General features: G+C 54.4%; 16 protein-coding genes. 10 read left to right on the top strand and 6 right to left on the bottom strand.

The window, feature by feature from the left end:
* Window positions 1-128: 128 nt before the first annotated feature.
* Together AYI87_RS14055 and AYI87_RS14050 are read left to right on the top strand one after the other, a co-directional pair.
* Entirely contained in the window at window positions 129-2,207 is a 2,079-nt protein-coding gene (locus tag AYI87_RS14055; RefSeq protein WP_144203107.1) for a bifunctional 2',3'-cyclic-nucleotide 2'-phosphodiesterase/3'-nucleotidase, read from the top strand.
* Between the two features lie 123 nt (window positions 2,208-2,330).
* On the top strand, window positions 2,331-2,933 hold the full coding sequence (locus tag AYI87_RS14050) for a DUF938 domain-containing protein (protein WP_144203105.1): 603 nt from the start codon (window positions 2,331-2,333) through the stop codon (window positions 2,931-2,933).
* 122 nt (window positions 2,934-3,055) lie between these two features.
* Here the strand turns inward: AYI87_RS14050 and AYI87_RS14045 are convergent, their stop codons facing one another.
* A complete protein-coding gene (locus tag AYI87_RS14045) occupies window positions 3,056-4,846 on the bottom strand; it encodes an acyl-CoA dehydrogenase C-terminal domain-containing protein (protein ID WP_144203102.1) in 1,791 nt (596 codons plus the stop codon).
* A 251-nt stretch (window positions 4,847-5,097) separates the two neighbouring features.
* Here AYI87_RS14045 and AYI87_RS14040 point away from each other — a divergent pair, with 251 nt between their 5' ends.
* From AYI87_RS14040 to AYI87_RS14025, 4 genes are all read left to right on the top strand, one after another.
* Window positions 5,098-5,952 (top strand): D-hexose-6-phosphate mutarotase, encoded by an 855-nt coding sequence (locus AYI87_RS14040; protein WP_144203100.1) that lies wholly within the window; start codon window positions 5,098-5,100, stop codon window positions 5,950-5,952.
* 229 nt (window positions 5,953-6,181) lie between these two features.
* Complete coding sequence (locus AYI87_RS14035) at window positions 6,182-10,141, top strand: YdbH domain-containing protein (RefSeq protein ID WP_144203097.1); 3,960 nt, start codon at window positions 6,182-6,184, stop codon at window positions 10,139-10,141.
* Window positions 10,142-10,324: 183 nt separating this feature from the next.
* Window positions 10,325-10,468, top strand: coding sequence for a YnbE family lipoprotein (locus tag AYI87_RS14030; RefSeq protein ID WP_160290154.1), 144 nt, complete (start codon window positions 10,325-10,327; stop codon window positions 10,466-10,468).
* A 21-nt stretch (window positions 10,469-10,489) separates the two neighbouring features.
* Window positions 10,490-10,810 carry a YdbL family protein gene (locus tag AYI87_RS14025; RefSeq protein WP_144203094.1) on the top strand — a complete coding sequence of 107 codons (321 nt, stop codon included), beginning with the start codon at window positions 10,490-10,492 and terminating at the stop codon, window positions 10,808-10,810.
* A gap of 202 nt (window positions 10,811-11,012) precedes the next feature.
* Here AYI87_RS14025 and AYI87_RS14020 read toward each other — a convergent pair whose 3' ends face one another.
* The 3 genes from AYI87_RS14020 to AYI87_RS14010 all read right to left on the bottom strand — a co-directional run bounded on the left by AYI87_RS14020 (window position 11,013) and on the right by AYI87_RS14010 (window position 16,492).
* Window positions 11,013-11,942: a universal stress protein gene (locus AYI87_RS14020; protein WP_144203091.1), complete on the bottom strand. Its 930-nt coding sequence runs from the start codon at window positions 11,940-11,942 to the stop codon at window positions 11,013-11,015.
* A 288-nt stretch (window positions 11,943-12,230) separates the two neighbouring features.
* Entirely contained in the window at window positions 12,231-15,068 is a 2,838-nt protein-coding gene (locus tag AYI87_RS14015; RefSeq protein WP_144203089.1) for an ExeM/NucH family extracellular endonuclease, read from the bottom strand.
* Between the two features lie 416 nt (window positions 15,069-15,484).
* Entirely contained in the window at window positions 15,485-16,492 is a 1,008-nt protein-coding gene (locus tag AYI87_RS14010) for an isoaspartyl peptidase/L-asparaginase family protein (protein WP_144203223.1), read from the bottom strand.
* A gap of 229 nt (window positions 16,493-16,721) precedes the next feature.
* Here AYI87_RS14010 and AYI87_RS14005 point away from each other — a divergent pair, with 229 nt between their 5' ends.
* Window positions 16,722-18,512 (top strand): autotransporter assembly complex protein TamA, encoded by a 1,791-nt coding sequence (locus AYI87_RS14005; RefSeq protein ID WP_260865148.1) that lies wholly within the window; start codon window positions 16,722-16,724, stop codon window positions 18,510-18,512.
* Window positions 18,509-22,441 (top strand): translocation/assembly module TamB domain-containing protein, encoded by a 3,933-nt coding sequence (locus AYI87_RS14000; protein WP_144203083.1) that lies wholly within the window; start codon window positions 18,509-18,511, stop codon window positions 22,439-22,441. The genes AYI87_RS14005 and AYI87_RS14000 overlap by 4 nt, the downstream gene beginning before the upstream one ends.
* A gap of 88 nt (window positions 22,442-22,529) precedes the next feature.
* Here the strand turns inward: AYI87_RS14000 and fadR are convergent, their stop codons facing one another.
* The gene (gene fadR, locus AYI87_RS13995) at window positions 22,530-23,291 is read right to left on the bottom strand and encodes a fatty acid metabolism transcriptional regulator FadR (RefSeq protein ID WP_011865972.1); all 762 of its coding nucleotides are present in this window, start codon (window positions 23,289-23,291) and stop codon (window positions 22,530-22,532) included.
* Between the two features lie 298 nt (window positions 23,292-23,589).
* On the opposite strand from fadR, the gene nhaB reads away from it, so the two are divergent.
* Entirely contained in the window at window positions 23,590-25,185 is a 1,596-nt protein-coding gene (nhaB, locus tag AYI87_RS13990) for a sodium/proton antiporter NhaB (RefSeq protein WP_144203080.1), read from the top strand.
* Between the two features lie 87 nt (window positions 25,186-25,272).
* Window positions 25,273-25,788 carry a disulfide bond formation protein DsbB gene (gene dsbB, locus AYI87_RS13985; RefSeq protein ID WP_011865974.1) on the top strand — a complete coding sequence of 172 codons (516 nt, stop codon included), beginning with the start codon at window positions 25,273-25,275 and terminating at the stop codon, window positions 25,786-25,788.
* Window positions 25,789-26,301: 513 nt separating this feature from the next.
* Here dsbB and AYI87_RS13980 read toward each other — a convergent pair.
* Complete coding sequence (locus AYI87_RS13980; RefSeq protein ID WP_144203078.1) at window positions 26,302-26,547, bottom strand: hypothetical protein; 246 nt, start codon at window positions 26,545-26,547, stop codon at window positions 26,302-26,304.
* Window positions 26,548-26,557 lie beyond the last annotated feature (10 nt).

Here is a 26,557-nt window from a genome sequence, read left to right as displayed (position 1 = left end):
TCGCCAGGCGGCACTCGGGATTAAGCAGGCCAAAGATAAGCCTGCCCAGGCCTTGCCGCACAAATGAAGCCCAACTGAAATTAACAGCGGCTTCGGGGTCAAACAATAATTAATAGAGATTGATGGATATGTTTAATAAAAAACTATTAGCCGTGGTTATCGCATCGAGTATCGGACTCACCGCCTGTAGCTGGAACGATGATGATGAGGATACGATCACCTCGGCAAACGTGGAGCTCAGGGTACTGGAAACCACAGATCTGCACACTAACATCATGGACTATGACTACTACCAGTCTAAGGTCGATCCCACCATAGGCCTTGCGCGCACCGCCAGCCTGATCCACGCCGCCCGTAAAGAGGCAACTAACTTCGTGCTAGTGGATAACGGTGACCTGCTTCAGGGCAGCCCCATGGGCGACTACATGGCCAAGATTGGCCTGAATGAAGGCGATGTTCACCCGGCCTACAAGGCGATGAACACCTTAGACTATGAGGTGGCCAACATAGGCAACCACGAGTTTAACTACGGCCTGGATTTTCTTGAGAAGGCCCTCAGCGGCGCCGAGTTCCCCTATATCAACGCCAACGTCTACTGCGCGGCCGATGACTGCTGGAATGACATCAAGAAAGGCGACAACCTGTTTACCCCTTACCTGATCAAGGAAAAAGTGGTTATCGACACTCAGGGGCGTGAACACACCATCAAGATAGGTTACATAGGCTTCGTGCCACCACAGATCATGTTGTGGGACAAGCAGCATCTGACCGGTAAGGTCGAAGCTAAAGATATCATAGAGACAGCCAAGCTGTTCGTGCCTAAGATGAAGGCCGAGGGCGCCGATGTGATCATCGCCATCCCCCACTCTGGCATTGGCTCGACGGAAAACCCAGGCGATGCCATGGCCGAGAACGCCACCTTCGCCCTGACCAATGTCGAAGGCATCGATGCCATCATGTTCGGCCATAGCCACTCTATCTTCCCACACGCCAACTATGCCGATCTGCCCAATACCGATGTGGAGAAGGGTCTACTCAACGGTGTGGCCGCCGTCATGCCGGGCCGCTGGGGCGACAACTTAGGGGTGGTGGATCTTAAACTGACCCTCAAAGATGGCACCTGGTCGGTAACCGATGCCCAGACTGAGGCGCGTCCCATCTATGATGGCGCCAACAAGGTTGCCCTGGTAGACGCCGATAAAGATATTCACGATGCGGTCGAACTCGAGCATCAAGGCACCCTGGCCTTCGTGGATCAACCCATAGGGGTCGCCGCGGCGGATATGTATAGCTTCCTGACTCTGGTACAGGATGATCCTACGGTACAAATCGTCTCGGATGCTCAGATTGCCCAGGTGAGCGCCAAGCTACCCGAATCGCTGCAGGGGATCCCAGTCCTCTCGGCCGCAGCCCCCTTCAAGGCGGGTGGGCGTCACGCCACCGAAGCCGATGCCTCGCAGTTCGTGCAGGTGGATGCCGGCGATCTGACCTTTAAGAACGCCGCCGATCTCTACCTCTACCCTAATACCATGGTGGCGGTGAAGATCACAGGCGTCGAGCTGAAAGACTGGTTAGAGTGTAGTGCCAACCAGTTCAATCAAATAGACCCGAGCTCAAGCGAGCCTCAGTCACTGATCAACTGGAATGGCCATCCGACCTACAACTTCGATGTGATCGACGGCGTGACCTATAAGATAGATGTCACTCAGCCAAGCAAGTTTGACCGTAACTGCGCCGTTATTGCTGGCAACGAGAACGCCCAGCGTATCGTCGATCTGGCCTACACCACGCCAACAGGCGAGGTGTTAACCGGTGATGCGCTTAGCGCCCAGGAGTTTATCGTAGCCTCTAACAACTACCGCGCCTTTGGCGGCAAGTTTGCCGGTACGGGCTCAGAGTATGTGGTGATGGAGCTACCAGACACCAACCGTGAGGCCCTGGCCGCCTATATCACGGCACAATCCAAGCCAAACGATCAGGGTGGTTATGATGGCATGGTCGACCCAAGAGCCGACTACAACTGGGACTTCAAGACCATCAACACTCAGGTGGCGCTGGACATTCGCTTCGAGACCCAAAACAGCGACAAGGCCGACACGTTCATCAACGACAACCAGCTGCGCAAGATGGAAAAGCTGGCCGAGCCAGATGCCCTGGGCTTCGCCGTCTACCGCATCGATCTGACCAGCGATCCCGCTGCGAAATGATCACGCAGTAAAGCGCGTTATAGCTAAATAGCCAAAAGCGCCTGCGGGCGCTTTTTTATTGGCTTGCGAACAGGCGCTGAAATATCGTAGATTGAGACTCACTGCCCACAATTAACATGCATTATGTCTCTCAGCCAACTGCCCTTTTCACAGTCCTGCGAAAACAACAAAGCGCCTATTCTGGCGGTACTGAAACAGAGCTTTAGGACCACACGACGAGTGCTTGAGGTCGGCAGCGGCACGGGCCAACACGCGGTATTCTTTGCGGCGCACCTGCCCCATCTCATCTGGTGCCCCAGCGATCAGCCGCGATTTATCGAGCCACTCGAGAAGCGAATCGCCCTGCAGGGGGGCGATAACATTGCACCGCCCGTCAGCCTGGATGTCACCGCCCCCTGGCCACTGGCACAGGGAGAGGTCGACGGCATCTTCAGCGCCAACACGCTGCACATCATGAGTGAGGCCATGGTGACCGATTTCTTCAAGGGTGTTGATCGCCATCTTAGCGATACTGGCAGCCTCTGCGTCTACGGCCCCTTCAACTACAACAACCAATACACCAGCGACAGCAATCGCCAGTTCGATATCTGGCTCAAGCATCGCAACATCCACAGTGGCATACGTGACATAGAATGGATAACTGAACTCGCCGAAGCTGCAGGCCTCAATCTGCTAGCCGACCATGCCATGCCCGCCAACAACCGTTTGTTGCATTTCATGCGCTAACAACATCCCCCCTGTCGTTTACTCTTTAAATCGGCAAGTGAAAGGGCATGAAAAAAGGGCCTTACGGCCCTTCTTGCTAGATCGAATCAGGCTCAATCCTAACTTGCCCATTCGAATCTGGCCTAGTCGAAATCGCTGTCTTGTAACTGAGTCAGCAGCTCACAGCTACGCTCCATCTGATAGCGAATACTCCTAGTCTGAGGCGCCCAGTAACTCATGTAGAATTTCGCCGTCACTAGCTTGTTGGCATAGAAGGCCTCCTCTTCGCCCGCCGCCATGGCCTGTTGAGACTTGACCGCCATCCGCGCCCACATCCAGCCCAGAGCCACTATACCCAGGATCTGCAGATAGCCCATGGAGGCGGCGCCTATGATGTCCGGATTCTTAACCCCGTTGGCGACGATATACTGGGTCGCCTTCTCGAGGTCGGTCGTGGCCTCCATCAGCGGCATCAGGTAAGGTTTCAGCGCCTCATCTTCGAGATGTTTAGCCAGGAACGGCTTAACCATCTCAGACCAGAGCCCCAGCGCCTCGCCTTTATCGGCAAGCAGTTTACGCCCAACGAGGTCAAGCGCCTGCACGCCGTTGGTGCCTTCGTAGATCATGGCGATGCGGCTATCGCGCACAAACTGCTCCATGCCCCACTCGTGAATATAGCCATGGCCTCCATAGACCTGCTGGGCATCGACACAGGCCTTAAAGCCTTGATCGGTAACGAAACCTTTCACCACTGGGGTAAAGAGCGCCGCTAACTTGGCCGCTATGGTCGCCTTGGCCTTGTCCTGATGACGGTGAGACTCGTCTAGCCAGAGAGCCTGCTGTCCCATCAGGGCTCTGGCGCCTTGGTTGAAAGCCTTCTGGGCCATCAACATGCGTCTGACATCGCCATGAACCAAAATCGGATCGGCCGGCGATTCACTGGCCTTAACGCCACTTAAGGCGCGCCCCTGCAGACGTTCTCTGGCGTAACTCAGGGCATTTTGATAGGCGATCTCAGAGACCCCGAGCCCCTGCACGCCCACGCCGAGTCTCGCCTCATTCATCATGGTAAACATGGCCCTCAGCCCCTGATGGGGTTCGCCCACCAGCTCGCCGATGGCGCCGTCGAACACCATGACGCAGGTAGAGTTACCGTGGATCCCCATCTTATGCTCAAGGGCACTGGCCTCGACACCGTTGCGGCAACCTAAGGTGCCATCCTCATTCACCAGATATTTGGGCACGGCAAACAGGGAGATCCCCTTCACGCCATCGGGCGCATCGGGCAGACGCGCCAGCACCAGGTGCACTATGTTGTCGGCCAGGTCGTGATCCCCAGATGAGATGAAGATCTTCTCGCCGCTGATGGCATAGGTGTCTTCGCCCACCGGCTTAGCCTTGGTGCGCAGCAGCGCCAGATCCGTGCCCGCATGGGCCTCTGTCAGGTTCATGGTGCCGGTCCACTCGCCCGACACCAGCTTCTCGAGATATTTGGCCTTGAGTGTGTCGCTGCCATGGGCATGGATCGCCGCATAGGCGCCGTGGGTTAAGCCTGGATACATGGCAAAGGCCATGTTGGTCGCCGTCTTCATCTCAGTGGCAAACACCCCGATACATTCGGGAAGACCCTGACCGCCATATTCTGGGTCGCTGGTGAGTGTCGCCCAGCCGTTATCCACGTATTGCTGATAGGCGTCCTTAAAGCCTTCGGGGGTGCGCACCTGACCGTCCACCAGCTGGCAGCCCTGGGTATCGCCCTGGCTGTTAAGCGGCAGCATGATCTCTGTGGTGAAGTCGGCGACCCCTTGAAGAATGGCGTCAGTCAGCTCGGCGTCGATCTCATCGAATCCCTGAAGGTCATCGCGCCCATAGATGTTAAGTAGCTCGGAGAGAATAAACTGATAGTCGCGCAGTGGAGCTTGATAGATTGGCATTCCTTATTCCTTCTATTGTCGAAACCCAAAACGAACAGGCGCTAGCCGGGACATTAGCGCTCGCTCAACTATAGTGCTCCGACCACTTTACCCAAATCTGCTCAAAAATACAGCCCTTATAATCGGCTGTTTTATTTCGAGCGTCGAAAAGCTTAAAAACAATCAAGGTCATACTACAGCTTACAACGAAAACTCTGTAAGCTAGGTCATCAGCTAAATGACCAACCCGGCTTAACTCGTGAGGAGCATTTATGGGTTCTGTAACCGTAAAAAAACATCCCCAGGGACTCGAATATGTCGAGGTCGATACCGATCTCTGTCAGGCACGCATCTTCATGCAAGGCGCCCAGATAGACAGGTTTCAGCCAAAGGGCCAAGCCCCGCTGCTCTGGGTATCGAGCGCCGACGACTATCAGCCGGGTAGCGGCATCCGAGGCGGTATCCCTGTCTGCTGGCCCTGGTTTGGCATGCATGAGAACCCTCAGTGGCCGCAACACGGTTTTGCCCGTACCCGTCTATGGAATTTAGATTCGGTGCAGATGCAGGATCAGGTGGTGGAGCTCAAGTTTAGCCTGACCATAAGCGATGAAGACAGGCAGTACTGGGCGCATCCAAGCCGAGTCGAGCTCATCTTTACCTTAAGCGATAGCCTAAGCGTCAGCCTGATCAACACCAACCTAGGTGATACCCCATTCAATCTGACCCAGGCGCTGCACACCTACTTCCCTATCGAAGATATTCATCAGCTTAAGGCCAGTGGCTTTAGCGGCGCCCGCTATATCGAATTTGGTGAAGGCCCCTTCGAGCAGGAGGGAGATGAGGTGTTATTTGACCGCGAAACCGACCGTGTCTACACCCAGCTTGGCGACTGCCAGCTACTGCATACCCCACAGGGGATCATAGAGGTGCGCCGCGATAACAGCCGATCGGCGGTGCTGTGGAATCCTTGGATAGAGAAATCTAAGCGTCTGTCGCGCTTTAACGATCAGGATTATCTCACCATGGTGTGCCTTGAGGCCGCCAATGTATTGGAAGATAGGGTCGAGCTGGCGCCGGGTGAGTCTCATACCCTGAGCACTCATATCCGCTGGCAACCTCAGGGCTAAACTTGAGTTTCTGGGCACCAGGTGAATAAGGTGCCCTCTTTAGCCCGGTAAACTAGCGATACATAGAAGCCGCTCTCTCCTATCGATCAAAGGTTTTACTGGCAGTCAAAGGTTTTAGTGAATAGGTTTTACTGGCGAGAGCGCTAAAATAGAAAGGTTAGTTTCAATCATTGAGACCTTAAGTAACCAGCGCTAGCAACTTTCGCTAAATAATCAGAGACAGGGACAGATGTCGCGACGTTTTTTTACCTCCCGCAGCATAAAATGGATAGCCGGCGCAATGGCGCTGTCCCTGCTGCTCTTCGTGCTAGTGGCGAGTCAATTGGAATACCTGGTTAAACGTCTCGCAAATCCCTATCTGGCTGATGCTGGCATTAGCATAGAAGCGCTGCGCTTAAGCACCAGCGATCTGATGGCGCTCAAGCTGCCCATGGCGCAGCTTAAGGTCGATAACAACCTGGTGAGACTCGACGATCTTGAGCTCACACTCGCCGAAGACTGGTTATCGGCGCCAATGGGGCTCACCCAGATAGACTCGCTTTCGGTGCGCCGCGCCGAGGTATCACTGAGCCAGGACTATTTCGATAATCTAGGTCGTGAGCAAGCATCAGGCGCCAGCAGCGCCCTCAATCTGGGCGCCCTACCGCAGATCGCCTTGGGCGAAGTCGGCTTCAACCTGTTAGGCAAACAAGCTAGCGCCTCACAGACGCAACCCCTGGGCCTCAAGCTGGATTATCTTAACCTGGATAATCAAGGTCAGCTTACCGGCGCCCTCAGCTTCTATCAGGCGCCCCTGCTGAGCCTTGCGGCGACACTCGAGAAGACCCGCTGGCAACTCGAGAGTCGGCTCGAATTCGAGCCCCTGGGCCGCCTCGTCGGCGAACTTAGTGCGCTCACCTCAGCCGGCCAAAGCGAACCAAAGCCAGACATGCCAGGCCTTTCAAAGGCACCTGCATTAGTCACGGCCCTGCATGATGTTAATGAGCGCTTAACCGAAATTTTTTCCCTAAGCGGCAGCCTCAACTCCCGCGGCGAGTTAGACCTTATCAAGGGTGAACTACTTTCAAGCCATGAATTTGATGGGCTTAACATCAAGCTGAAACGGCTAGGTGGCCAGCCGCTATCGCCAGAACTAAGCATTGCCGTGACGGGCCTGGGACGTGCCAAACAAGACGGCACGAATATCAGTCAATCCAGTCATGCTAAATCCAATCAGGCTCAATCCAGTCAGAGCATGATACTTGGACTGAATGGCCCCCTTAACGATCTGCATTTAACGCTGTCGCCAACTTTGGTCACCAGCAACACATCGCTGGGGCAGCTTGGAGAACTGGCAGGTGAATCTGAGCCGGTCACCGCCCTTCTCACGGCGCTTGAGGCCCAGTCTCATGATAAGAAGGCTCATGATAAGAAGGCTCATGATAAGAAGGCTCATGATAAGAAGGCTCATGATAAGAAAGCACATGATAAGCAGGCACCAGATAATCGCTCAGCCGATGAACATACCACCAAGCTCTCCCTGGAGCTTGGCCGAGAGATAAGTGGTGAAGATGCGCTCGACTTTTCACTCCAAGATGTAGACGTGCAGCTAGGAATTCTCACCGCCAAGGTTGAAACTCAGGGATTAGTGCTTGCAGCCAAGCTTGAAAAGGCAAGGCTAGAAAAGGCAAGGCTAGAAGAAGCCAGGCTGAAAAACGATCCTGAATCGAAGCCAACTTCAACCTGGCAGCTCACCGGCAACTGGCAACTTGATGCAGCGCTTAAACAGCCGCTGTGCCTAATCCTGCCGCCCTATCCAGAGACAAGCAACGGCTGTCAGGATCGGCCTAAGAATAAAACCGACATAGACAATCGCCTCAATCTTGCCAAAGCAAACTTGAAACTCGAAGGCGAGCTGGATGCCAGACAAGCAGATGCGACAGATGATTCGACAAATGATTCGCAAAAAAATAGCACTCTCAATCTAACCCTGGCGGGCGAGCTGAACCTAGCGCAACCCGAATTTAATCATAGAGACCTTAAGGTGGGCGCTAGCCAAATCACCACAGAAATTCCGGCGCCACTCAATCTCAGCCTCGAAAAGGGGCCAGAACTTAAGCTAAACCTCGATTGGCAAGGGCTAAAAGTCGCAATCGACGGGCATCATCTAAGCTGGCCTGCGCTCCAGATGGCAAGCAAGGAGCCAAAAGCAGAGCAATTACAAGGCGATGTATGGCAAGGGCAAGCAGAAGCCCAGCTGACCAGCGAGCAGACTCGCACCACTTTTGGCGCTGGTCATTTTACCTTTAGCCCAGGTAAGCCTCTTCTGGCCGAGTTAGCGAGCTTTATGAGTGTCACTCACTCCCCTCATCTGACGCTGCCTGAGGTGTCGATACCTGAGGTCTCATTGGCTAACACCTCAATGACAGACGCCTCAATCACAGCCGCCTCAAAAACAGAGAGAACAGCAAAGCCGCTGGAGCGCGAACTTACCGCCAGTGAGTTTGTACTCGAAGCCGCGCAGCCACTGCGCCTCGATGCGCAAGCTCTGGTGATCCCCCCCGTCGGGTTAAAGGTTATTAAGCTGGTCGCCAGCGAGCAGAAAGCCGTTCAGGGAAAGGGCCAAGAACAGACTCAAGCTCAGGTTAAAACCACTCAAGTTAAAACAACTCAAGTTAGAACCACTCGGGTCAACCTCGATGAGTTAAGCCTTGCCACCCAGACCATAGCGCTAACCCCAAAAACCACCAAGGGTGACGCAAATACCGGAACAGAAAGCGCCGCGGCGACACTATCACAGTCGACACAATCACAATCGACACAATCACAATCGACGCTATCACTGTCGCCAGATGCCCTGTTAGCCTCCCCCTGGCAGAGTGAGGTGAACTACCAGCTAACCAATCTTAAGGTGAGCGAGGAGAGTGTTCGCCTCAATAAATTGCGCCGCAAAACGCTGCTTAAGCTCCCTGGCGCCAGCCTGAGTCAGTCGCTTCGTTGGCAAGGTGCCCTGCAATCAGGGGCCGCCCCAAGCACTAAGTCCTATTCAGAACCTGTAGCTGAGGCATCAAAAAATTCGATCCAAGCTGAGCGCTTTGGCTTAAAAACGGATTCATCGCCAGGCTATCAACTCGCAACCGAAGAGCGCTGGAACCTGGATGGCCTGCCATTTTACAGCGAGCATCATCTTGGACTCACTCACTCGCTTAAACCCAGGCTGCTTACAGGAGAACTCACGCTAGCAAGTGATGCCAACGAGCTGATGAAGCGTGTAACCCGTATGCAAGGCACAAGCCTAGAAAATCCCTTAATTGGCGATATCAATCTCACCAGCAAGCACAGCCTCAACTGGCACGGCGATAAGATGGACTTTGCCTTTGCCTTAATCCCAGAGGTCAAACTCAGCGAGGGTAGCTATAACGCCCTGCCGTTCGAGCAAGCCGAGTTTAGCGGCCAATGCCAGCTAGATGGTGTCAAAGCGCCTCACTCTCAAACGGCAAAGCTTGCCTGTGAGCCGCTGTCACTCAAGGTTGCCGCCTTCAACCCAGGCGTGCTGATCACCAACATAAACGCCCACGCCAAACTCGAATTAGATCTGACTCAAGGCGAAACAGAAGCCGCATTCGGTGCTCAAACAGGTGCTGATTTGGCGCTGAGCGGCGCCGATGTCAAGCTCGATGCCAGGGCCAACACCTTGGGGGGCGAGATCTTACTGCCCATCTTTAACCTTAACCTCGGCGCTCCCTCCTCCGCCTATCTGGTGCTTCAGGGGCTTGATCTCGAGCAGCTGCTCGCCGCCCAGCCCCAAACCGGCATCTATGCCGATGGCATCTTCGACGGCGTGCTGCCGGTGCAACTGGAGCATGGTCAGGTAAGCATCACCAATGGGCAGCTCGCGGCGCGCGCCCCCGGTGGCCTCATCAAGGTGGATGACAATCCGGCCGTGCTGCAGATGCGCCTGTCGCAGCCCTATCTCGATTTCGCCTTTTCGGCACTGGAGGAGCTGCACTACACCCAGCTATCCAGCAGTTTCGACATGGCCCCCAACGGCGATGCCCTGCTAAAGGTTCAGGTGAAGGGCCGTGCCAAAGATATTGAACGTCCTATCCATTTAAACTACGCTCAGGAAGAAAATATGTTGCAGTTACTCAAGAGTTTACAAATTGGTGATAGACTGCAGTCTGAAATCGAGCGGGCCATGGCCAACTAATTTCGCACAAGCATCGACATAAGAGTCATAGCCAGCGACAAAAGCAAACGTTCAGCCTATGGTCATCTTAGGGATCTACACTAAGACCATAGCCAATAGAATTTTCAACCAGATTAAGGAAGCACTGTGAAGAAATTGCTAACCTTGCCGACGATAACCCTGAGCCTGGCCGCCGTGCTGCTCATGGGCGGCTGCACGCCAACGGTCAAGATAGAGCCACCTGAGAAGCCTATCGTTATCAACCTTAACGTTAAGATTGAACATGAGATCAAGATTAAGGTGGATAAAGAGCTCGATGAGCTGATCAACAACGATGAACTCTTCTAATCAAGGTATAAGGTGATCCTAATGAAAAGCAAAATACTCGTCCTCATGGCCGGACTTCTTCTCAGCCTCAATGCCTTCGCCATATCGTTGCAAGACGCCAAGGCGCAAGGTTTAGTGGGCGAACAGGTCAATGGATATCTAGGTGTGGTGGTCAACAATAGTGAGGCCAGCGCCCTGGCCAAGTCGGTCAACGCCAAGCGCAAGGCGCACTACGAAAAGATTGCCCGCAAGAATCAGATCAGCGTAGATGATGTGGCCAAGCTGGCCGCCGAGAAGGCGATAGCGGCTACCGCCAAGGGCCATTATATTCAGACTCCCCAAGGAAAATGGGTCAAGAAATAAATGGTGCAAAGAATAGATGGGGTAAAAATTGAGGGGTCAAGAAGGCGTAGTTCATAGGACTAACTGCTAGTTCCCACTCAATCTGTGATATCTGTCTAACCAATAAGCGACGCCTAATGCGTCGCTTATTGGTTTTTTAACTCTCATTTATCTAACCGACTAACCACCGACTCTCACAGTGGCTCATTCAAACATAAAAGGGCTAGATGGCGTGGGCGCTTTGGGGTTTGACTACCAAGAGATCGCACTGGATCCTGTCGATCACCTGCTCCCCCACATGGCCACACATGTTGGAGAACATGCTGCCATTGCCTGTATCGCCGACGATTACCAGCTCAGAATCCACCTCCTTGGCTAAGGACTCGATGGCATCTTCCGGCAGCGACTTGGCCAGATGAAGATGATGGTTACTCACCGCAGCCCCCTTTGGCTGTAGGTGATAGCGGCTGGAATAACTAGACATCTGCTGCAGGTGGTAGTTCTCATCATTGGCAGGAGCCAGCGCCTGATGGAAGGAGATGCTTGGCGTCTCGCCATAGTAGCAATCGATAAGATGACAATCCCCAGCCAGCAGCTGAGAGAAATGCTCAGAGGTCTGCAGCACGGCGTCATTGAGCGCCCTGTGGGTAACATCATCGGCGCAGGGCTCAACCAGAGAGAGAATATGCCCGCCGGGTTGCCACAGATGGTCCTTAACCACCACCACGGGGCGGGAAGACTCGCGGATCAGCCGCACATCCAGCGGCTTGATGGTCAGCCAGTTCCATAGCTTATGGCGCGAGGCGGCCAAGATCACCGCATCCACCTTGAAGTCGTCGCAAAACTGCAGTACATCGTCGCTGCTATGACAGGCGATAGACGCCTTGGAGATGGAGAGCCCCGATTGGGCCGCCTGACTGATACAGGCATTTAAGCAACTCAGCTTACGCTCCTTGGTCAGGGGTTGGGACTGCACTTCATTGGCATCGGCCTCGAAGGTGTCCACCAGACGATTGACGAAATGGCTGTGCTCTAACATCATCACTATGATTGCCGCATGGGTTTTACTGGCCAAATACACGGCACGGGAAACGGCCTTTAAACTAAAATCGTGTTCATCAACAACCACTAAAAGTCTCTGATAGCTATCCATAACTTTGCTCTCACCTAGGATTCGCACCTAATTGTAGTTCAAGCCAGAGGCGCCAAAATGGCGCTAGCCCTTTATTGACAAGGGTTAGCGCCAACCGCATGATAATAGAAATGATTATTGTTAAGAACATTTTTAGCTAACCCAGCCCCAATGCAAACCTTTAGCTATTAGCTGAAAGTAATGCGGCTGTTTAGCCATTAAAATCATTAGATTACATAAATCTAGACATTAATTAAGCATAAAAAAGGCCACCCTAAGGTGGCCATTTCAATCGGCGCAAACTAAACACTAAAAATTCAACTTTGCCTTACCCTTGAGGCCGTCGTTATCCTCAACCGTCAGCTTTACCTTACTGGCGCGGTGACCGAAGCTGATGGCAACCGGGCCCGTCTGCTTGCTGCCATTGTTAAACTTCCACGACTGGGACACTATCCCACCGTCTGCGTCATAGCTTAGCGAGATGAACAGATCCATAAACCAGAGATCCAGATGCTCGATAACGGCAACAGGCTTTTGCTGCTTCACCTGTACCTTGACCACCTGAGTCACGCTATGGCTCAGACCATCGTTGTCGGTTACCGTCAGGGTCACTGGGTACTCACCGGCCTTAGCGTAGCGATAGCTAAGCTGCTTGCCGCTGGCGGTCTCACCGTTACCGAGATCCCATTGATAATCGACGATCTCACCATCTTCATCCGTGGCGCTGCTCACCAGGCTCAGGGTACGGCCCTGTAACTCATAACTGAAGCTAGCGACCGGCGCTATGGTCTCACGTTCCAGCAGCAGGGAGATCACCACAGGGTCATGGTCCGAAGAGCGATAGGCATCGCTGCTGTAGAGCGACTCAATCTGACCGGCAGACTTAAACTCTTCGTTGTAGTCCAGCAGTCTTGGCTCGTCGGTATTGATATGCCACTCGGCCACATCGACAACCCTGTCGGCTAACTGAGTATTGGCCAATGCATGGTCAAGCTGCCCCGTCTCACCGGAGAAGACATAGGAGTATGCGCCCGACTTGCCCAGATGGTCGAACAGCTCGAGGTAACCGGCGCCGCGTAGCGCATCGATTGGATCTTCCTTGGCATAGGCATTCATGTCACCAATCACCAGGGTTGGCAGCTCGCCATACTCGCTGGCCAGCCAAGTCCCCAGGGCGGTCGCCGCGCGGGTACGGGTTAGGTTACAGTTACCCTGACCATCGTTGAGGTCTGGGTCACCCAGGCTGACACAATCACTGCCCTTAGACTTAAGATGGTTTACCGCCACTACGAGTTGTTGATCTTCACCCAAGACCTCGAAGGCCTGGGTCAGACTCGGACGGTTCTTACCATCGTTAAACAGCACCTCACCCTGCTCATCCAGCGGCGAGTTGGCGCTAGACAGCACCTTGGCCGCGCCCACAGGCGTAACGCGATCGCTACGATATAACATGCCCACAGTAATGGCGTCTGTGCCTATGGTTGGCGTTGGCGCCGAGATAAACTGATATCTTGTCTCGCCCACCGCCTGGTTCAGACCGCTCACCAGGTCATTGATAGCAGACTCACTACCAAAGCCGTCGTTTTCTATCTCCATCAGGCCGAAGATATCGGCGTCTATGCTCACCATGGCGCTGATGATCTTGGCGCGCTGACGGGCAAACTCGCTTGGCGTATCGGCGCCGCGAGCCGTCGGGAAGCCGCCGCCCTGGCCATCGCCGTTGAAGTAGTTCAGCACGTTGAAGCTGGCGACCTTGAGGTTACCGCCAGCGGCCAAGGCTGGCTCGCTGCTTCTTGGGTTGGTCGCCACGAAGTTAACCGTATCGATTGGCATCAGGCGATACTTGCCAAAGCCATAGTGCATCACGGCGTGAAGCCCGGTAATAGAGTCGCCCACACGCACAGTATTGTCGGCGCTCAGGCCTGGTGCTGGGTAACGCACAGGGTCTGGGTTTTGTGAGGTTAGTCCGTCGTCCAGCAGCACTGAGTCTAAGGCGTTGGCCTGACTCACCGCCAGCGCGTCACTGCCAGGCTCGGCCACCTGAGTCCCAATGAAGTGACGCTTGCTACCAAGCAAGATCTCGCCGTAGCGTCCCAGGTTATAGACCTCATTCACCACCAGGTTCTGGGTAAAGTGTACACGCATGCCTTCGACTGCTTCCAGGTCGCTGCTCTGGGCCAGTGGCAGGCTCACCTCGGCGGCGCTCGGCAGAGCCTGAGCGCTGTCACACAAGGCGTGCTCGCTGACATTGGTCAGCTCGGTCAGGCCGTTATACTCCTTGACCGTGGCGGTCAGACGCACGCGATCGCCCGTCTGATAACCCAGCGAACCACCGGTATAGACGAAGACCCCCTCTGAGGTGTTGATGTCACCGTCAACCTCGGCATCGGCCATCTGCAGGAACAGACCCTTGAGCCCAGCCTCCTGATTGCTGGTCACGATCGCCTCGACCGTTACACTCTGTCCGTTGAGGGGGCTGATATCGCTACTGCCCTGCAGTGCTGAGATCTTGGTGGCCGGATCATGGCAGACCAGGCTCACCGGCGGCTCGGTAGGATCCGTCGGGTCAGTTGGATCTGTCGGACCTTGACCGGCAAACTGGCCGAGATCGCTAAAATCATCCTGTACATGCCCTGTCCAGGTGGCCAGGGTCACGGCATCATCGAGCTGAGTATCGGCGATCAGCTGGTTAGGATCCCGGCGCAGGGTGTTATTCTGCGTCGACAGATCGCCGCTGCCCCACTCTGACCCCGGATCTGTGCCCAACTGACCAAGACTGTCGATCACCTGGCCCTGCTTGCGCAGCACTAAGGTGTCGTCACCGTTGAAGAAACTGGCAGTGCTTAGCTGATTGGCGACCGCTAAGATCTCACCGGCGGCATCGTTATCGGCCACAACATAGGTCTTGCCGGCAGCCAGGCTACCGCTAAGGGCTATGGTAGAGCCGGCACTGGTGCTGCCGTTAAAGTAGAACTCGAGTTGATATTGACTTAAATCGATGGCGGCGCCGGTGGGATTGTAGAATTCGACGGCCTTGTTGTTGCTGCTGCCTTCTACATACTCTGAGATGATCAGATCGTCTGCGGCCTGGGCAAAGGTGGAGACACCACCAATCGCCAAGGCAAGCGCGCTTGCTTTAGTAAACATATTAACCCCTAAAATTATCCATTAACCTAGTGTTTAACTAGTGCTGTGCTAGACAGTATCCGAGTCTTATCGCTCAAATTACTGCGGTGCTGATCCTTCGACCAGCGCACACTATAAATCAGCTTAGTGACAAAGAGGTTACAAATTTTACATAAAGTCAATACATCGAGCGTTAAGCACAATTGACAGATTAGAGGCGATTTTGCAGCATAATTCTCTTTTATCAGCGCCTCGATGAAGTCAGTCGACAGGGGGTTACTGAGGTAAACTGATTTAGGGGCTGACGTGAAGAAGTACGAGATAAGCAGCTTAAAGATAAAAGCTTAGAGATAAAAGCGAAAGCCAGGCCCAGGGCTATAAGCCCAGGCCCGGCTCAAAACAAACCTATACTTTGGATTGCTTTTTGTTGAATGTGCTTAGTTGTCCTGCCAGATCATCACCTTGGCCGGCTCGCCGCCCTTGCGAGTCGCGCGGTACATGCCTTCGGTGTTAAATGGGGTGGCGATGTTGCCGCGCTGATCGATGGCAATCACCCCGCCGGTACCACCTGCGGTGATCAGGCGCTGGTTGATCACCTCATCCGCCGCCTGCAGAATCGATTTTTGTTGATACTTCACCTTGGCGCAGATATCCCCCGCCACATGGTAGCGAATGAAATACTCGCCATGGCCGGTGGCCGACACCGCGCACACCTGGTTTTCCGCATAGGTACCGGCGCCGATCACCGGCGAATCACCGATACGGCCGAAACGCTTGACCGTCATGCCGCCGGTCGAGGTGCCGGCCGCCAGGTTGCCTTGCTTATCCAGCGCCACGGCGCCCACGGTGCCAAATTTGTAATCCAAATCCAGATAGTTAACCGAGGCCTGATAGTCAGGCTTGCCCGCCTCCTTGCTCTCGGCCGCCTTCAACTTGGCCTTAGCATCGAGAAGCTGCTGATAGCGACTGTCGGTATCAAAATAGGTCACAGGAACCAGGCTAAAGTCCTGACTCAGGGCAAACTCCTCCGCTCCCTGACCCGAGAGCATCACGTGGGGCGACTTGTCCATCACAGCGCGCGCCAGGTTGATCGGGTTTTTAATATGTTTCACCCCGGCTACGGCGCCGGCGTTGAGGCTGCGGCCATCCATGATGGAGGCGTCCATCTCATGGGTGCCGTCATAGGTGTAAACCGCGCCTTTACCCGCATTAAACAGCGGACTGTCTTCGAGAATATTGATGGCAGTGGTCACCGCCGTCAGGCTATCGCCCCCCTTCTCGAGCACCTTATAGCCGGCATCCACCGCCTCTTTTAGCTTGTCGCGGTAGGCTTGCTGCTGCGCCTCGGTTAGATTGGCCTTAGAGATAGTGCCGGCGCCGCCATGGATGGCGATGGAAAATGGCTGGGTTTCGGCCGCTACGCCTGTGCTGATCAACAGGCCCATCAGGCCGGCCAGTAGGGAGGGGGTAAAAGTGCTTCTCACGGTAGACTTCCTCGTTATTGTTTGCCTTCTTTGTACCGATTTTCATCATTAATTACAATCACCATCTTGCTTGGCCTCTATAATCTGCGACAATAAACAGCAACAAACTTTTCAACTAGATAGAGCCTTTTTCTTGCGGATCTTTGCGACCTTATCCCGGCTATCGATACTCGCCCTACTCAGCTTCAGCATGGGGGTCTCCCCCGTCTGGGCAAACGACTGGTTGAAGGTCGAGGTCGACGGCGCGAGCGAGTCGCTTAAACGCAACATCACCGCCCACCTCGGCGCCCTCCCAAGCTCAGAGGTGCAGCGCCGCGCTTATATCTTCAACGCCGAAGAGAACATAGAGGCCGCGCTACACTCCCTGGGCTACTACAAGGGCAAGATAGACCAGCAGCTGGAGAGCCCAGAATCTGGCCCCTGGACGCTCCGCCTAACCGTCACCCCAGGCGCCCCGACGGTGATCCAGTGGATAGATATTCAGCTGTCCGGCGAGATCCTCGATGATGAGGTGATCAACGCCTGGCTCAGGCAGATAAAAGTCAAACCCGGCGATGTGCTCAATCATGGCGAATATGAGGCGATCAAGTCGCAGCTGCTCACCTACGCCCTAGCCAGGGGTTACTTCGAGGGCAAATATCTGACCAATCAGATAGTGGTCAACCGGGATCTCGACAGCGCGCAGATCAGCCTGCATTACGACTCGGGCCCACGCTATCGTATCGGCGAGGTCAGCTTCAATGGTCACGACTTAGTGCCTGGGTTTCTCGACAAGCTGATCCCTTTTGAGCCAGATTCCCACTACAGCACGGGTAAGATAGGCGCCCTCAACCGTGAGTTGGTGGATACCGGCTACTTCACCAATATCAAGGTGCTGCCGCAACTGGACAGGATGCAGGATGACCGAGTGCCCATTCGGGTAGAGGTAACGCCTAAACCCAGCCACTCCATCGAGCTGGGTCTGGGCGCCGACATAGGCAACTCCATCGACAATAACATAGAACCGAGAGTCAGGGTGACCTGGCGCACGCCGCAGATCAACCGTTATGGCCACTCACAGGAGACCAGCGTCGAATGGTCGCCTGACAGGCCCAAGTTTCTAACCACCTATACCATTCCCCTCACCCATCCGCTGGACGATCAGCTTAAACTACGGCTCGGCCTGCTGAGGGATAAATATGGGGTGAGCCAGATCTACGATCCCGATAAGCGCGACTATCGCAACACGGGTGAGCTGGAATCGATCAAGAAACTCGTGGGGGTCGTCAGGCAAAAACGCCTGCAAAACCAATGGCTGTTTACCTATTCGTTAGATGCCATCAACGAAGAGTATACCCAGTCTGATATCAAGTATAATCCCGACGTCCTGCTGCTCGGCACCAGCCTGTCCAAGACCACCCGAGGCGACAAGAGCCTGGATCCTAAGTCGGGCTTCTTTCAATATTACAGCCTGGAGCATGCCGACCCGAGTCTTGGTTCAGATCTACGTCTGACCCGGCTACAGGCCAAGTTTAAGTGGATAGACACCTTCTTCGACAAGCACAGGTTTGTCTCCCGGCTGGATCTGGGCGCCAACCTGGTGAGCGAAGAGAATCTGCCCATGGTGCCCCCCTCGCTGCGCTACTTTGCCGGGGGCGATCAAAGTATCCGCGGCTATAGCTATCAGGAGCTTGGCCCCTATATCGAATATACCAACAGCCAAGATCAGCTGGCCCGCATGGTGGTGGGTGGCCGCTACCTCATGGTCGGCAGCCTGGAGTATCAATACTATCTCACCCCTACCTGGCGAGTGGCTACCTTCGTCGATGCCGGTAATGCCTTCGACGATAAGCAGTTCGAGCCCATCGTCTCTGTGGGCGGCGGTGTCCACTGGATCTCCCCCATCGGCCCCATCAAGCTCGACCTGGGTGTGGGCCTTAAGGAGACTGAGACAGTTGATCGCAGCTGGCGCATCCATCTCACCATGGGGGCCGAGCTATGATAGAGCGGCCAGATGGAATCGACCAAGGGCAGATGACGCCGGAACAGCTGCTATCAACGCAGAGCGGCGAAACGGCAGCACAGAGATCTTTGCTATACCGCCTGCTCTGCTGGCTGCGTAACCTGGTCAGGGTGCTGCTCTATCTGCCGCTCGCCCTGCTCATCCTGCTGGCTATCTTGATAGGCACCCCCTTTGGCAGTCGTATCGCGGTCAATCTCGCCGATCTCTTGGTGCCGGACTTAAGCCTGAGCTACGGCGGTGGTACCCTCAACGGTCAGCTGCAACTGGAACACGCCAAGTGGCAGATGACAGGCATAGAGGTCGAAACCGAGGGGCTTAGCCTCAACTGGCGCCCCCTGTGCCTGCTACAGCGCCAGGTATGTGTCGACTCGCTAGGCGCCGATGCGGTAAGGGTCGATATCGACACAGACAAGCTCACTTCATCATCGCCAGACGCTCCTCTCGAGGAGACAGCACCAACTGACGAAACAAGCGAGCATACTCCGCTCACCCTGCCTATCGGCATAATCCTCAACCAGAGCGACCTCAATCAGATTAGGGTGCGGGTCAATGAGATGCAGTTTAATGCCGAGCAGCTCGCGGCCAAGGCCAGCTGGTTAGAGACAGGCCTGAGGGTCAATCGGCTCGACAGCAACGGTCTCTTGGTCTCGATTCCCCTTGGGCAGAGCGAAGATGGCGCGCAGCAAAATCAAACTAATAGCCAAATGCAGGCTCAAAATCAGGTAAAAGCTGACCAGCAAGACGCGCAGGCGAGCTGGCCCTTGAGTCAGTTGCCCGAGGTCGAGATCCCCATGCCCATCTTTGTCGATGGCGCACATCTGGTTGACAGTGAGCTCAGGCTCGGCGAGCGCATAGACAAATTTGCCGCTATCGACCTTGCCGGCAGCTACCTTGGCTATAAGATCACCGTCGATAGCCTGACCCTAGATCATGACTATGGTAAGGCGCGCCTCGATGGTGAGATGAGCCTGGTTCAAGACTATCCCATGGCGCTGCATCTCGAGGCGGATCTCACCAGCAACAAGGTCAGCGAGCTGCCGGATCTCAAGCGCCAGCACCTGAACGCAGAGTTCAACGGCGGTTTCTCAGCCCTTGCCGTCAAGCTAAAGGGCGAGGGTCACCTCGCGCTGGACCTAGATGCCGAGGCGAACCTGAGCACGCCTGCAATGCCCTACAAGATGACGCTTTCCAGCCCGCACCTGATGTGGCCGCTAGTTCAGGCCCAATATGAGGCCAAGGCATTGGCCCTTACATCGAGCGGCAGCTTAGCGTCCCAGAGCCTTAGTCTAAATGGTGAGCTTAAGACTCCTTATCACCCCTGGTTAAGCCTGAAGACCCAGTTGACCCATCAGGATAAGCAAGTCGAGGTGGCGGCGCTTACCGTCGACAGCGAGATGGGCAATCTAGATCTTAAGGGCAACCTGGGCTACGGCGAGACGATTAGCTGGCAGCTAGAGGCCGACACCCAAGGCTTAGATCTTGCCCAGCTGGATGTAATGCCTGATAAACCTCTGCCCGAAACTCAGATAAGCGGCAGCCTGCATAGCCAGGGACGCTTTAGCGATAAACAGTGGTCGGTAGGCATCAGCCAGGCGGATCTCGAAGGCCAGGTGGATCAATACCCCCTTAGGCTTCAGGGAGATATCTCCCTGAACGATAAGTTCCAGCTTAACGCAGAGCATCTGCAGCTCGACGCCCTGGAATCGCAGCTTACCCTCTCCGGACGGGTAGATGATGCCTGGGCGCTAGACGGTCAGCTAAGCGTGCCCGCGCTGAGCCTGTGGGATCCCAATGCCAGCGGCGCCATCAAGGCGGTGATCAATGTCTCGGGCGATGACGAGCACCCGGAAGTGGCCATCAACGCCGATACCATAGAATTTAAGTACGCCGATATCACGGTAGACAAGGCCAAGCTTATCGCCTTCTACCGCCCCCAGGATGCACATCAGTTTGCCCTATCCTTGAAGTCCTCAGGTATCAAGGGGCAAGGCATGGCGCTGAATAACCTCACCTTGGGCTTTAAGGGGGATATGGCCAAACAGAAACTGGGCCTGCAGACCTATGGCGACCTGCAGCTTAACACCTCTATCGCCTCCACCTTCGACGAGAAAACCCAGCGCTTCGACGCCAAGATAAAGCGCATCAGCCTCAATTCTCGCCTCGGCGCCATGGCGCTGGATGAGCCCATCGACCTCTATTGGGACAACAAGCGCGCCAAGGGCGAGATCTCCCCCTTCTGTTGGCGACATGACGCCGCCAGTCTGTGCCTCACCGACACCGCAGAGCTTGGCGACAAGGGCGATACCCGATTGCAATTTGTCGGCGATCTCGGCGCCCTGCTGTCACCCGTGCTGCCTGAAAATCTTAAATGGAAGGGGCCGACTCAGCTCGATGGCGAGCTTCAATGGGCCAAGGGCGCCAAGCCCACGGGTCAGCTAACCCTGGCCATGGCGCCGGGACAGTTCGATCTCACCACCACCAAGCGCCATATTGAGGCACAGTACCATTACCTCAACCTCAAGGCCCGCCTGGATGAGCTGCAACTGGCCATAGACACACAGCTGGAATCAGAGCGTTTCGCCAAGATAGACAGTCAGCTCACCATAAGCACAGATCCCGAGCACAGGCTGAGCGGCAAGATAGATCTTAAAGATATCGACCTGCATGCCCTGGCCGACTTTACGCCTCAGCTTGAGGTGCTCGACGGTCAGGTCTCCAGCGCCATCATCTTGGGCGGTACGCTGAATGAACCGGATCTCAGCGGCACGTTAGATCTGGTCAATGGCCAACTGGCGGCGGCCGCTAACCCGACCCTGCTGGATAACATCAACCTCAAACTCACCCTGCAGGGGCAGACGGGCCAGGTGAAGGGTCAGTGGACCATGGGCGATGGCAAGGCCAAGGTAGATGGCGTGATTGGCTGGCAAGAGGGCCTCAAGGGGGATCTTAATTTTAGCGGCGACAAGCTGGCCATCATTCAGCCACCGCTGGCGATACTGGATGTGTCGCCGGATCTGGACATCAGCTTTAGCGATAAGCACCTGGATATTCGCGGCAAGCTGGATGTGCCATCTGGCCACATCAAAATCGTCCAGCTGCCCGAGGGCGGCGTGGCCGAGTCCAGCGACGTGGTGTTCAACGACAGTCTGGCCAGTCAAGCCCAGGTGAAAGATCCCATCGCCGTCACCAGCCAGATAGCGATCAAGGTAGGCGACAAGCTCACCATAGACGGCATGGGGCTCAGAGGCATGCTGGTGGGCACCCTGGAGCTGCGCCAGGCCGCCTTTAAGCCGCCGCTACTCTATGGCGACATCAAGGTGGTTAACGGTAACTACAAATTTATGGGTCAGACCCTCTCAATCAAGGCGGGTGAGGTGCAGTTTGTCGGCCCCATGGCGGTGCCTAACCTGAATATCGAGGCGATTCGCGAGATCAAGGATGAAGATGTGGTCGCCGGGGTACGCATTACCGGCACGCCGCTAAAACCTGTGGTCACCCTCTTCTCCAACCCTGCCAAGGAGCAGGCGGAGATCCTCTCCTACATTATCAAGGGCACAGGGCTGAATAACACCAGCTCAGATCAGAACAATGCCCTGATGATGGGCGCCGCCCTCACCCTGGGCAATCAGCTGGGGGACAACGCCTTTAGCAATCTCGGCAGCTCCGCCTCCAGCATCATAGAGAAGTTCGGCATCTCCAACGTGCAGTTCGACGCCAACGACGATGGCAAGGTCGCCATCAGTGGCTTCATCGGCGAAGATCTTATGGTCAAATATGGTGTCGGGGTGTTCAACCCAGGTTATGAGATGACGGTGCGCTACTACCTGATGTCCCAGCTCTATCTGGAGAGCGTCTCGGGTACCATCTCCAAGACACTGGATATCTACTACAACTTCGATATCGATTAACGCCGCGAGTAACAAACAGATTTAAAGACGCCATAAAAAAGCCGCTTCAATGAGCGGCCTTTTTATCAAAGGGTTTTGCAGCTGGCGCTTAAGCCTTGCTCGCTTCGGCCGATTGCATCAGATTCGCCTTATAACGCTGCCACACCTTGCCGCTGTTGATGCCGTAGCTACGCATCAATACAGGCACGTCGTTGTGGTTGTGATCTTTGGCCAAAGCTTCGAGCGCCTGGTAGAAGTCCAGCGCCAGTTCGCGCGCCTTCTCGATGGCAAAGTACTCTTCACCCACACGGCTATAGAGGCCTTTGAAGCCGTTAAGGATCAACACATAAAGCGGGTTACCCGAATGGTACGCCAGGGTGTGATGCAGTTGGTAATCGAACTCGATAAAAGCCTTGGCATCGTCTTTCAGGGTGGCCAGTGGCGCTAACGCCTCAAGCACCTTGTCTGGGTTGTAACGGACGGCGCCCTTAAAATAGATGGCGCTGATGTTGGTGCGGGCAGATAAAAGCTGCTCCAGCAGCACAGGTTCACCGGCAGGGTTAAGATCGGCGATGGTTTCCAGCACGTTCAGACCCGAGGTTTCCCAGATATCGTTAACTCGTGTTGGCTTACCGTGTTGAATGGTCAACCAGCCGTCACGGGCCAAGCGCTGCAGCACTTCACGCAGCGTTGTACGTGTCACGCCGATCAATTCAGACAGTTCACGCTCGGCAGGTAGAATGGAACCGGGTGGAAACTTTCCCTCCCAAATCGAACGAACAATATACTTTTCGGCAAAGCTCGCAGGACCTTTCGCTTCAATAATATCTTTGTCTTTAGGCGCTACAGGTACTTGGGGGACAGTTGTCATCAGGCCACTATTCCAATTTATTCAAAGTTATCTTGGGAACTGATCATACCAGAGCGGTAAAAAATGGAAACCTAATCCGTAACATTACTGGATAAGATCAAGGACTCAGATCTCATTACTGGGCAAAATACACACCACATCAACAAGCTTGTGATATAGATTGCAGTTAATGTCCGTTTTTGGGCAATAGGTGCCATAAAAGTATTAAATTCTACATATCATTAGGATACACTGAATTGAACAGCGGACAGTTCGTTAACTTTCTGTCAAAAAATAATTATATAGATGAGAGGATGCCATGCCTGTGACCATGAGTCAGGCGTTTATTGACAATTTCTTAGGAAATTCTCCTAAGTGGTTCAAAATCGCAATTTTATCATTCTTAGTGATCAACCCGATCGTCTTCTACCTCAACCCATTCGTCGCCGGATGGTTACTGGTAGTCGAGTTCATCTTCACGCTGGCAATGGCGCTGAAATGTTATCCCCTACAACCCGGTGGTCTGCTGGCCATCGAAGCCGTCATCATAGGCATGACCTCGCCCAGTCAGGTCTTGCATGAAATAGAAGCCAACCTGGAAGTACTGCTGCTATTGATCTTCATGGTGGCCGGCATCTACTTCATGAAACAGCTGCTGCTGTTTGTGTTCACCAAGATGATCACCAAGATCCGCTCTAAGGTAGTGGTCTCCTTGATGTTCTGTGTGGCATCGGCCTTCCTGTCGGCCTTCCTCGATGCGCTGACGGTAATCGCCGTGATCATCGCCGTGGCCGTAGGCTTCTACTCCATCTACCACAAGGTGGCCTCTGGCAAAAGTTTTACCGACGATCATGACCACACCTCCGACAGCCATGGTGAAGGACATCCCCTGTGTGAAGATGAGCTAGAGGCATTTCGTGGCTTCCTGCGTAACCTGCTGATGCACGCCGGTGTCGGTACCGCATTGGGTGGTGTGTGCACCATGGTGGGTGAGCCGCAAAACCTGATCATCGCCGCCCAGGCCAACTGGCAGTTCGGTGAGTTTGCCCTGCGCATGGGCCCGGTTACCGTGCCTGTGTTCATCTCGGGTATCGCCACCTGTTTCCTGGTGGAAAAGTTTAAGTGGTTTGGCTACGGCCAACAGCTGCCAGAGGCGGTACACAAAATTCTGTCCGATTACGCCTCCTATGAAGATGCGCACCGCACCAAGCATGACAAGATCAAGCTGGTTATCCAAGCGTTTGTGGGTGTATGGCTGATCGTCGGCCTGGCCTTCCACCTGGCCTCTGTGGGCCTTATCGGTCTGTCGGTGATCATCCTAACCACCGCCTTTAACGGCGTCACCAACGAGCATGCCCTGGGTAAGGCCTTCGAAGAGGCACTGCCCTTCACCGCGCTGCTGGCAGTCTTCTTCGCCATCGTGGGCGTGATTATCGACCAGCAACTGTTCGCCCCAGTGATCCAGTGGGCACTGAGCTACGAGGGTAACACCCAGCTGGTGATCTTCTATATCGCCAACGGCCTGCTCTCTATGGTGAGTGATAACGTGTTCGTGGGTACCGTCTATATCAACGAGGTGAAAGCCGCGCTGTTAGATGGGCAGATCACCCGCGATCAGTTCGACCTGCTGGCAGTTGCCATCAACACGGGGACCAACCTGCCATCTGTGGCAACTCCTAACGGTCAGGCGGCCTTCCTGTTCCTGCTGACCTCGGCGATTGCCCCATTGATCCGACTCTCCTACGGTCGCATGGTGTGGATGGCGCTGCCCTACACTATCGTATTGTCTATAGTGGGCATCCTGGCCATCGAAACAGGATTCCTGGGCGAGATGACCCAGTACTTCTACGATTCCCATATGCTGATCCACCACTCGGTGGCGGAAGCGGCCAAGGGCGCAGTCACCGGACACTAATTTGTTGATTGACTGAACTTATCTAGTTTCGTAAAGTCTTAAAAACGCCTCTAGCAGTTAGAGGCGTTTTTTTATAGGAGAATATCGTTGAGTGCCCTGACCCGATTTGCACAGTCTCGTTTAGCCTGGACCCTACTGCTACTCACAGCCGTAGGCCTGGAAGCTTGTGCCCTCTTCTTTCAACACGTGATGAAACTCGACCCCTGCGTCATGTGTATCTATCAGCGCTTAGCGGTACTCGGCGTACTCACCGCCGGCCTCATCGGCGTGGTTGGCCATCAATTCCGTCTGCTGCGTTTCCTCGGCGTACTCCTGTGGGGCGTTAGCGCCGCCTGGGGCCTCAAGCTGGCACTGGAACTGGTCGAGATGCAAACCAACCCATCGCCCTTCTCCACCTGCTCCTTCCTGCCGGAATTTCCAGAATGGATGCCGCTACACGAGTGGTTCCCTTCTGTCTTCCTGCCGACGGGCATGTGCACCGACATTCCATGGGAGATGTTTGGTATCACAATGTCACAGTGGATGGTGGTGGCCTTCAGCACCTACCTGATTGCCCTGGTGGTGTTTATTGTTCCGGCGTTAATGCCGACTAAGAAAGCCTAATTGCGTTTAGGTTATTGCTTATAAGAAACGCCCTTAATGGGCGTTTTTTGTGGCTAGCTATCGCCTAGCCACGCATGTCGCTTGATGACATACCAAGCTTGAGTTCGCTTAAATTTCGCTTAAGTAACACCAAGCTTCATAGCTACTTACCAAGAATGTATTAAGTCGCACCTTCACTGCAACCTAACGCCTGCCCGGCGGGGGATGTGCAGATACGCCTGTGAGACGGTGAGTGAAGCACCGCTTCGTGCTCACGAACGAGAGGCATGGATGCCGAACTGGCATTTAAACAGGGATGTTGTTTGAATATATCCCTATAGGCTCTGCCGAAACATCCCTGTTTCGGAAGCTCACCGGCGTATCTGCACCCGGTATCTAACGTCTCTTCGATTTGGCGGCATTGGTAATGAAAAGAAGATAAGACAGAGATTAGAGGTACAAGCTCCTGCTTAAGAATGAGGAGCTAGGATGTGTAAAAACTGAGATAAACAGGCTAAACGCCGAAGTCACTTGTTATATATTTTTACGATACTTGCGCTCTGAGGAGTACCAAAGCCAATTGGTCCAAATTAAACCGCCAACTGGAAAAACGATAATAGCGACAAGCAGTCTAACCCAAATAGGTTCCTGTGGCTGAAACAACTGCATCAAAGTTGACCATAGCACTGCAGTAGAAACGCCCCTAAACAGAAAGCCATTCATCCAGATAAATTTAGCTTTACCCTTGGCACGTACTTGCTTCCATTTTTCCATATTCATCGACTTCTCC

Origin of the sequence: Shewanella sp. KCT, from assembly GCF_007636505.1 — a bacterium.
GTDB lineage: Bacteria > Pseudomonadota > Gammaproteobacteria > Enterobacterales > Shewanellaceae > Shewanella > Shewanella halotolerans.
This window is presented reverse-complemented; position numbering and strand designations above follow the sequence as displayed.

Bases quoted from the DNA above. Each gene is read 5' to 3' on its own strand.
- AYI87_RS14055 (WP_144203107.1), top strand. From the start codon at position 129: ATGTTTAATAAAAAACTATTAGCCGTGGTTATCGCATCGAGTATCGGA.
- AYI87_RS14050 (WP_144203105.1), top strand. From the start codon at position 2,331: ATGTCTCTCAGCCAACTGCCCTTTTCACAGTCCTGCGAAAACAACAAA.
- AYI87_RS14045 (WP_144203102.1), bottom strand. From the start codon at position 4,846: ATGCCAATCTATCAAGCTCCACTGCGCGACTATCAGTTTATTCTCTCC.
- AYI87_RS14040 (WP_144203100.1), top strand. From the start codon at position 5,098: ATGGGTTCTGTAACCGTAAAAAAACATCCCCAGGGACTCGAATATGTC.
- AYI87_RS14035 (WP_144203097.1), top strand. From the start codon at position 6,182: ATGTCGCGACGTTTTTTTACCTCCCGCAGCATAAAATGGATAGCCGGC.
- AYI87_RS14030 (WP_160290154.1), top strand. From the start codon at position 10,325: ATGGGCGGCTGCACGCCAACGGTCAAGATAGAGCCACCTGAGAAGCCT.
- AYI87_RS14025 (WP_144203094.1), top strand. From the start codon at position 10,490: ATGAAAAGCAAAATACTCGTCCTCATGGCCGGACTTCTTCTCAGCCTC.
- AYI87_RS14020 (WP_144203091.1), bottom strand. From the start codon at position 11,942: ATGGATAGCTATCAGAGACTTTTAGTGGTTGTTGATGAACACGATTTT.
- AYI87_RS14015 (WP_144203089.1), bottom strand. From the start codon at position 15,068: ATGTTTACTAAAGCAAGCGCGCTTGCCTTGGCGATTGGTGGTGTCTCC.
- AYI87_RS14010 (WP_144203223.1), bottom strand. From the start codon at position 16,492: ATGGGCCTGTTGATCAGCACAGGCGTAGCGGCCGAAACCCAGCCATTT.
- AYI87_RS14005 (WP_260865148.1), top strand. From the start codon at position 16,722: ATGGGGGTCTCCCCCGTCTGGGCAAACGACTGGTTGAAGGTCGAGGTC.
- AYI87_RS14000 (WP_144203083.1), top strand. From the start codon at position 18,509: ATGATAGAGCGGCCAGATGGAATCGACCAAGGGCAGATGACGCCGGAA.
- fadR (WP_011865972.1), bottom strand. From the start codon at position 23,291: ATGACAACTGTCCCCCAAGTACCTGTAGCGCCTAAAGACAAAGATATT.
- nhaB (WP_144203080.1), top strand. From the start codon at position 23,590: ATGCCTGTGACCATGAGTCAGGCGTTTATTGACAATTTCTTAGGAAAT.
- AYI87_RS13980 (WP_144203078.1), bottom strand. From the start codon at position 26,547: ATGAATATGGAAAAATGGAAGCAAGTACGTGCCAAGGGTAAAGCTAAA.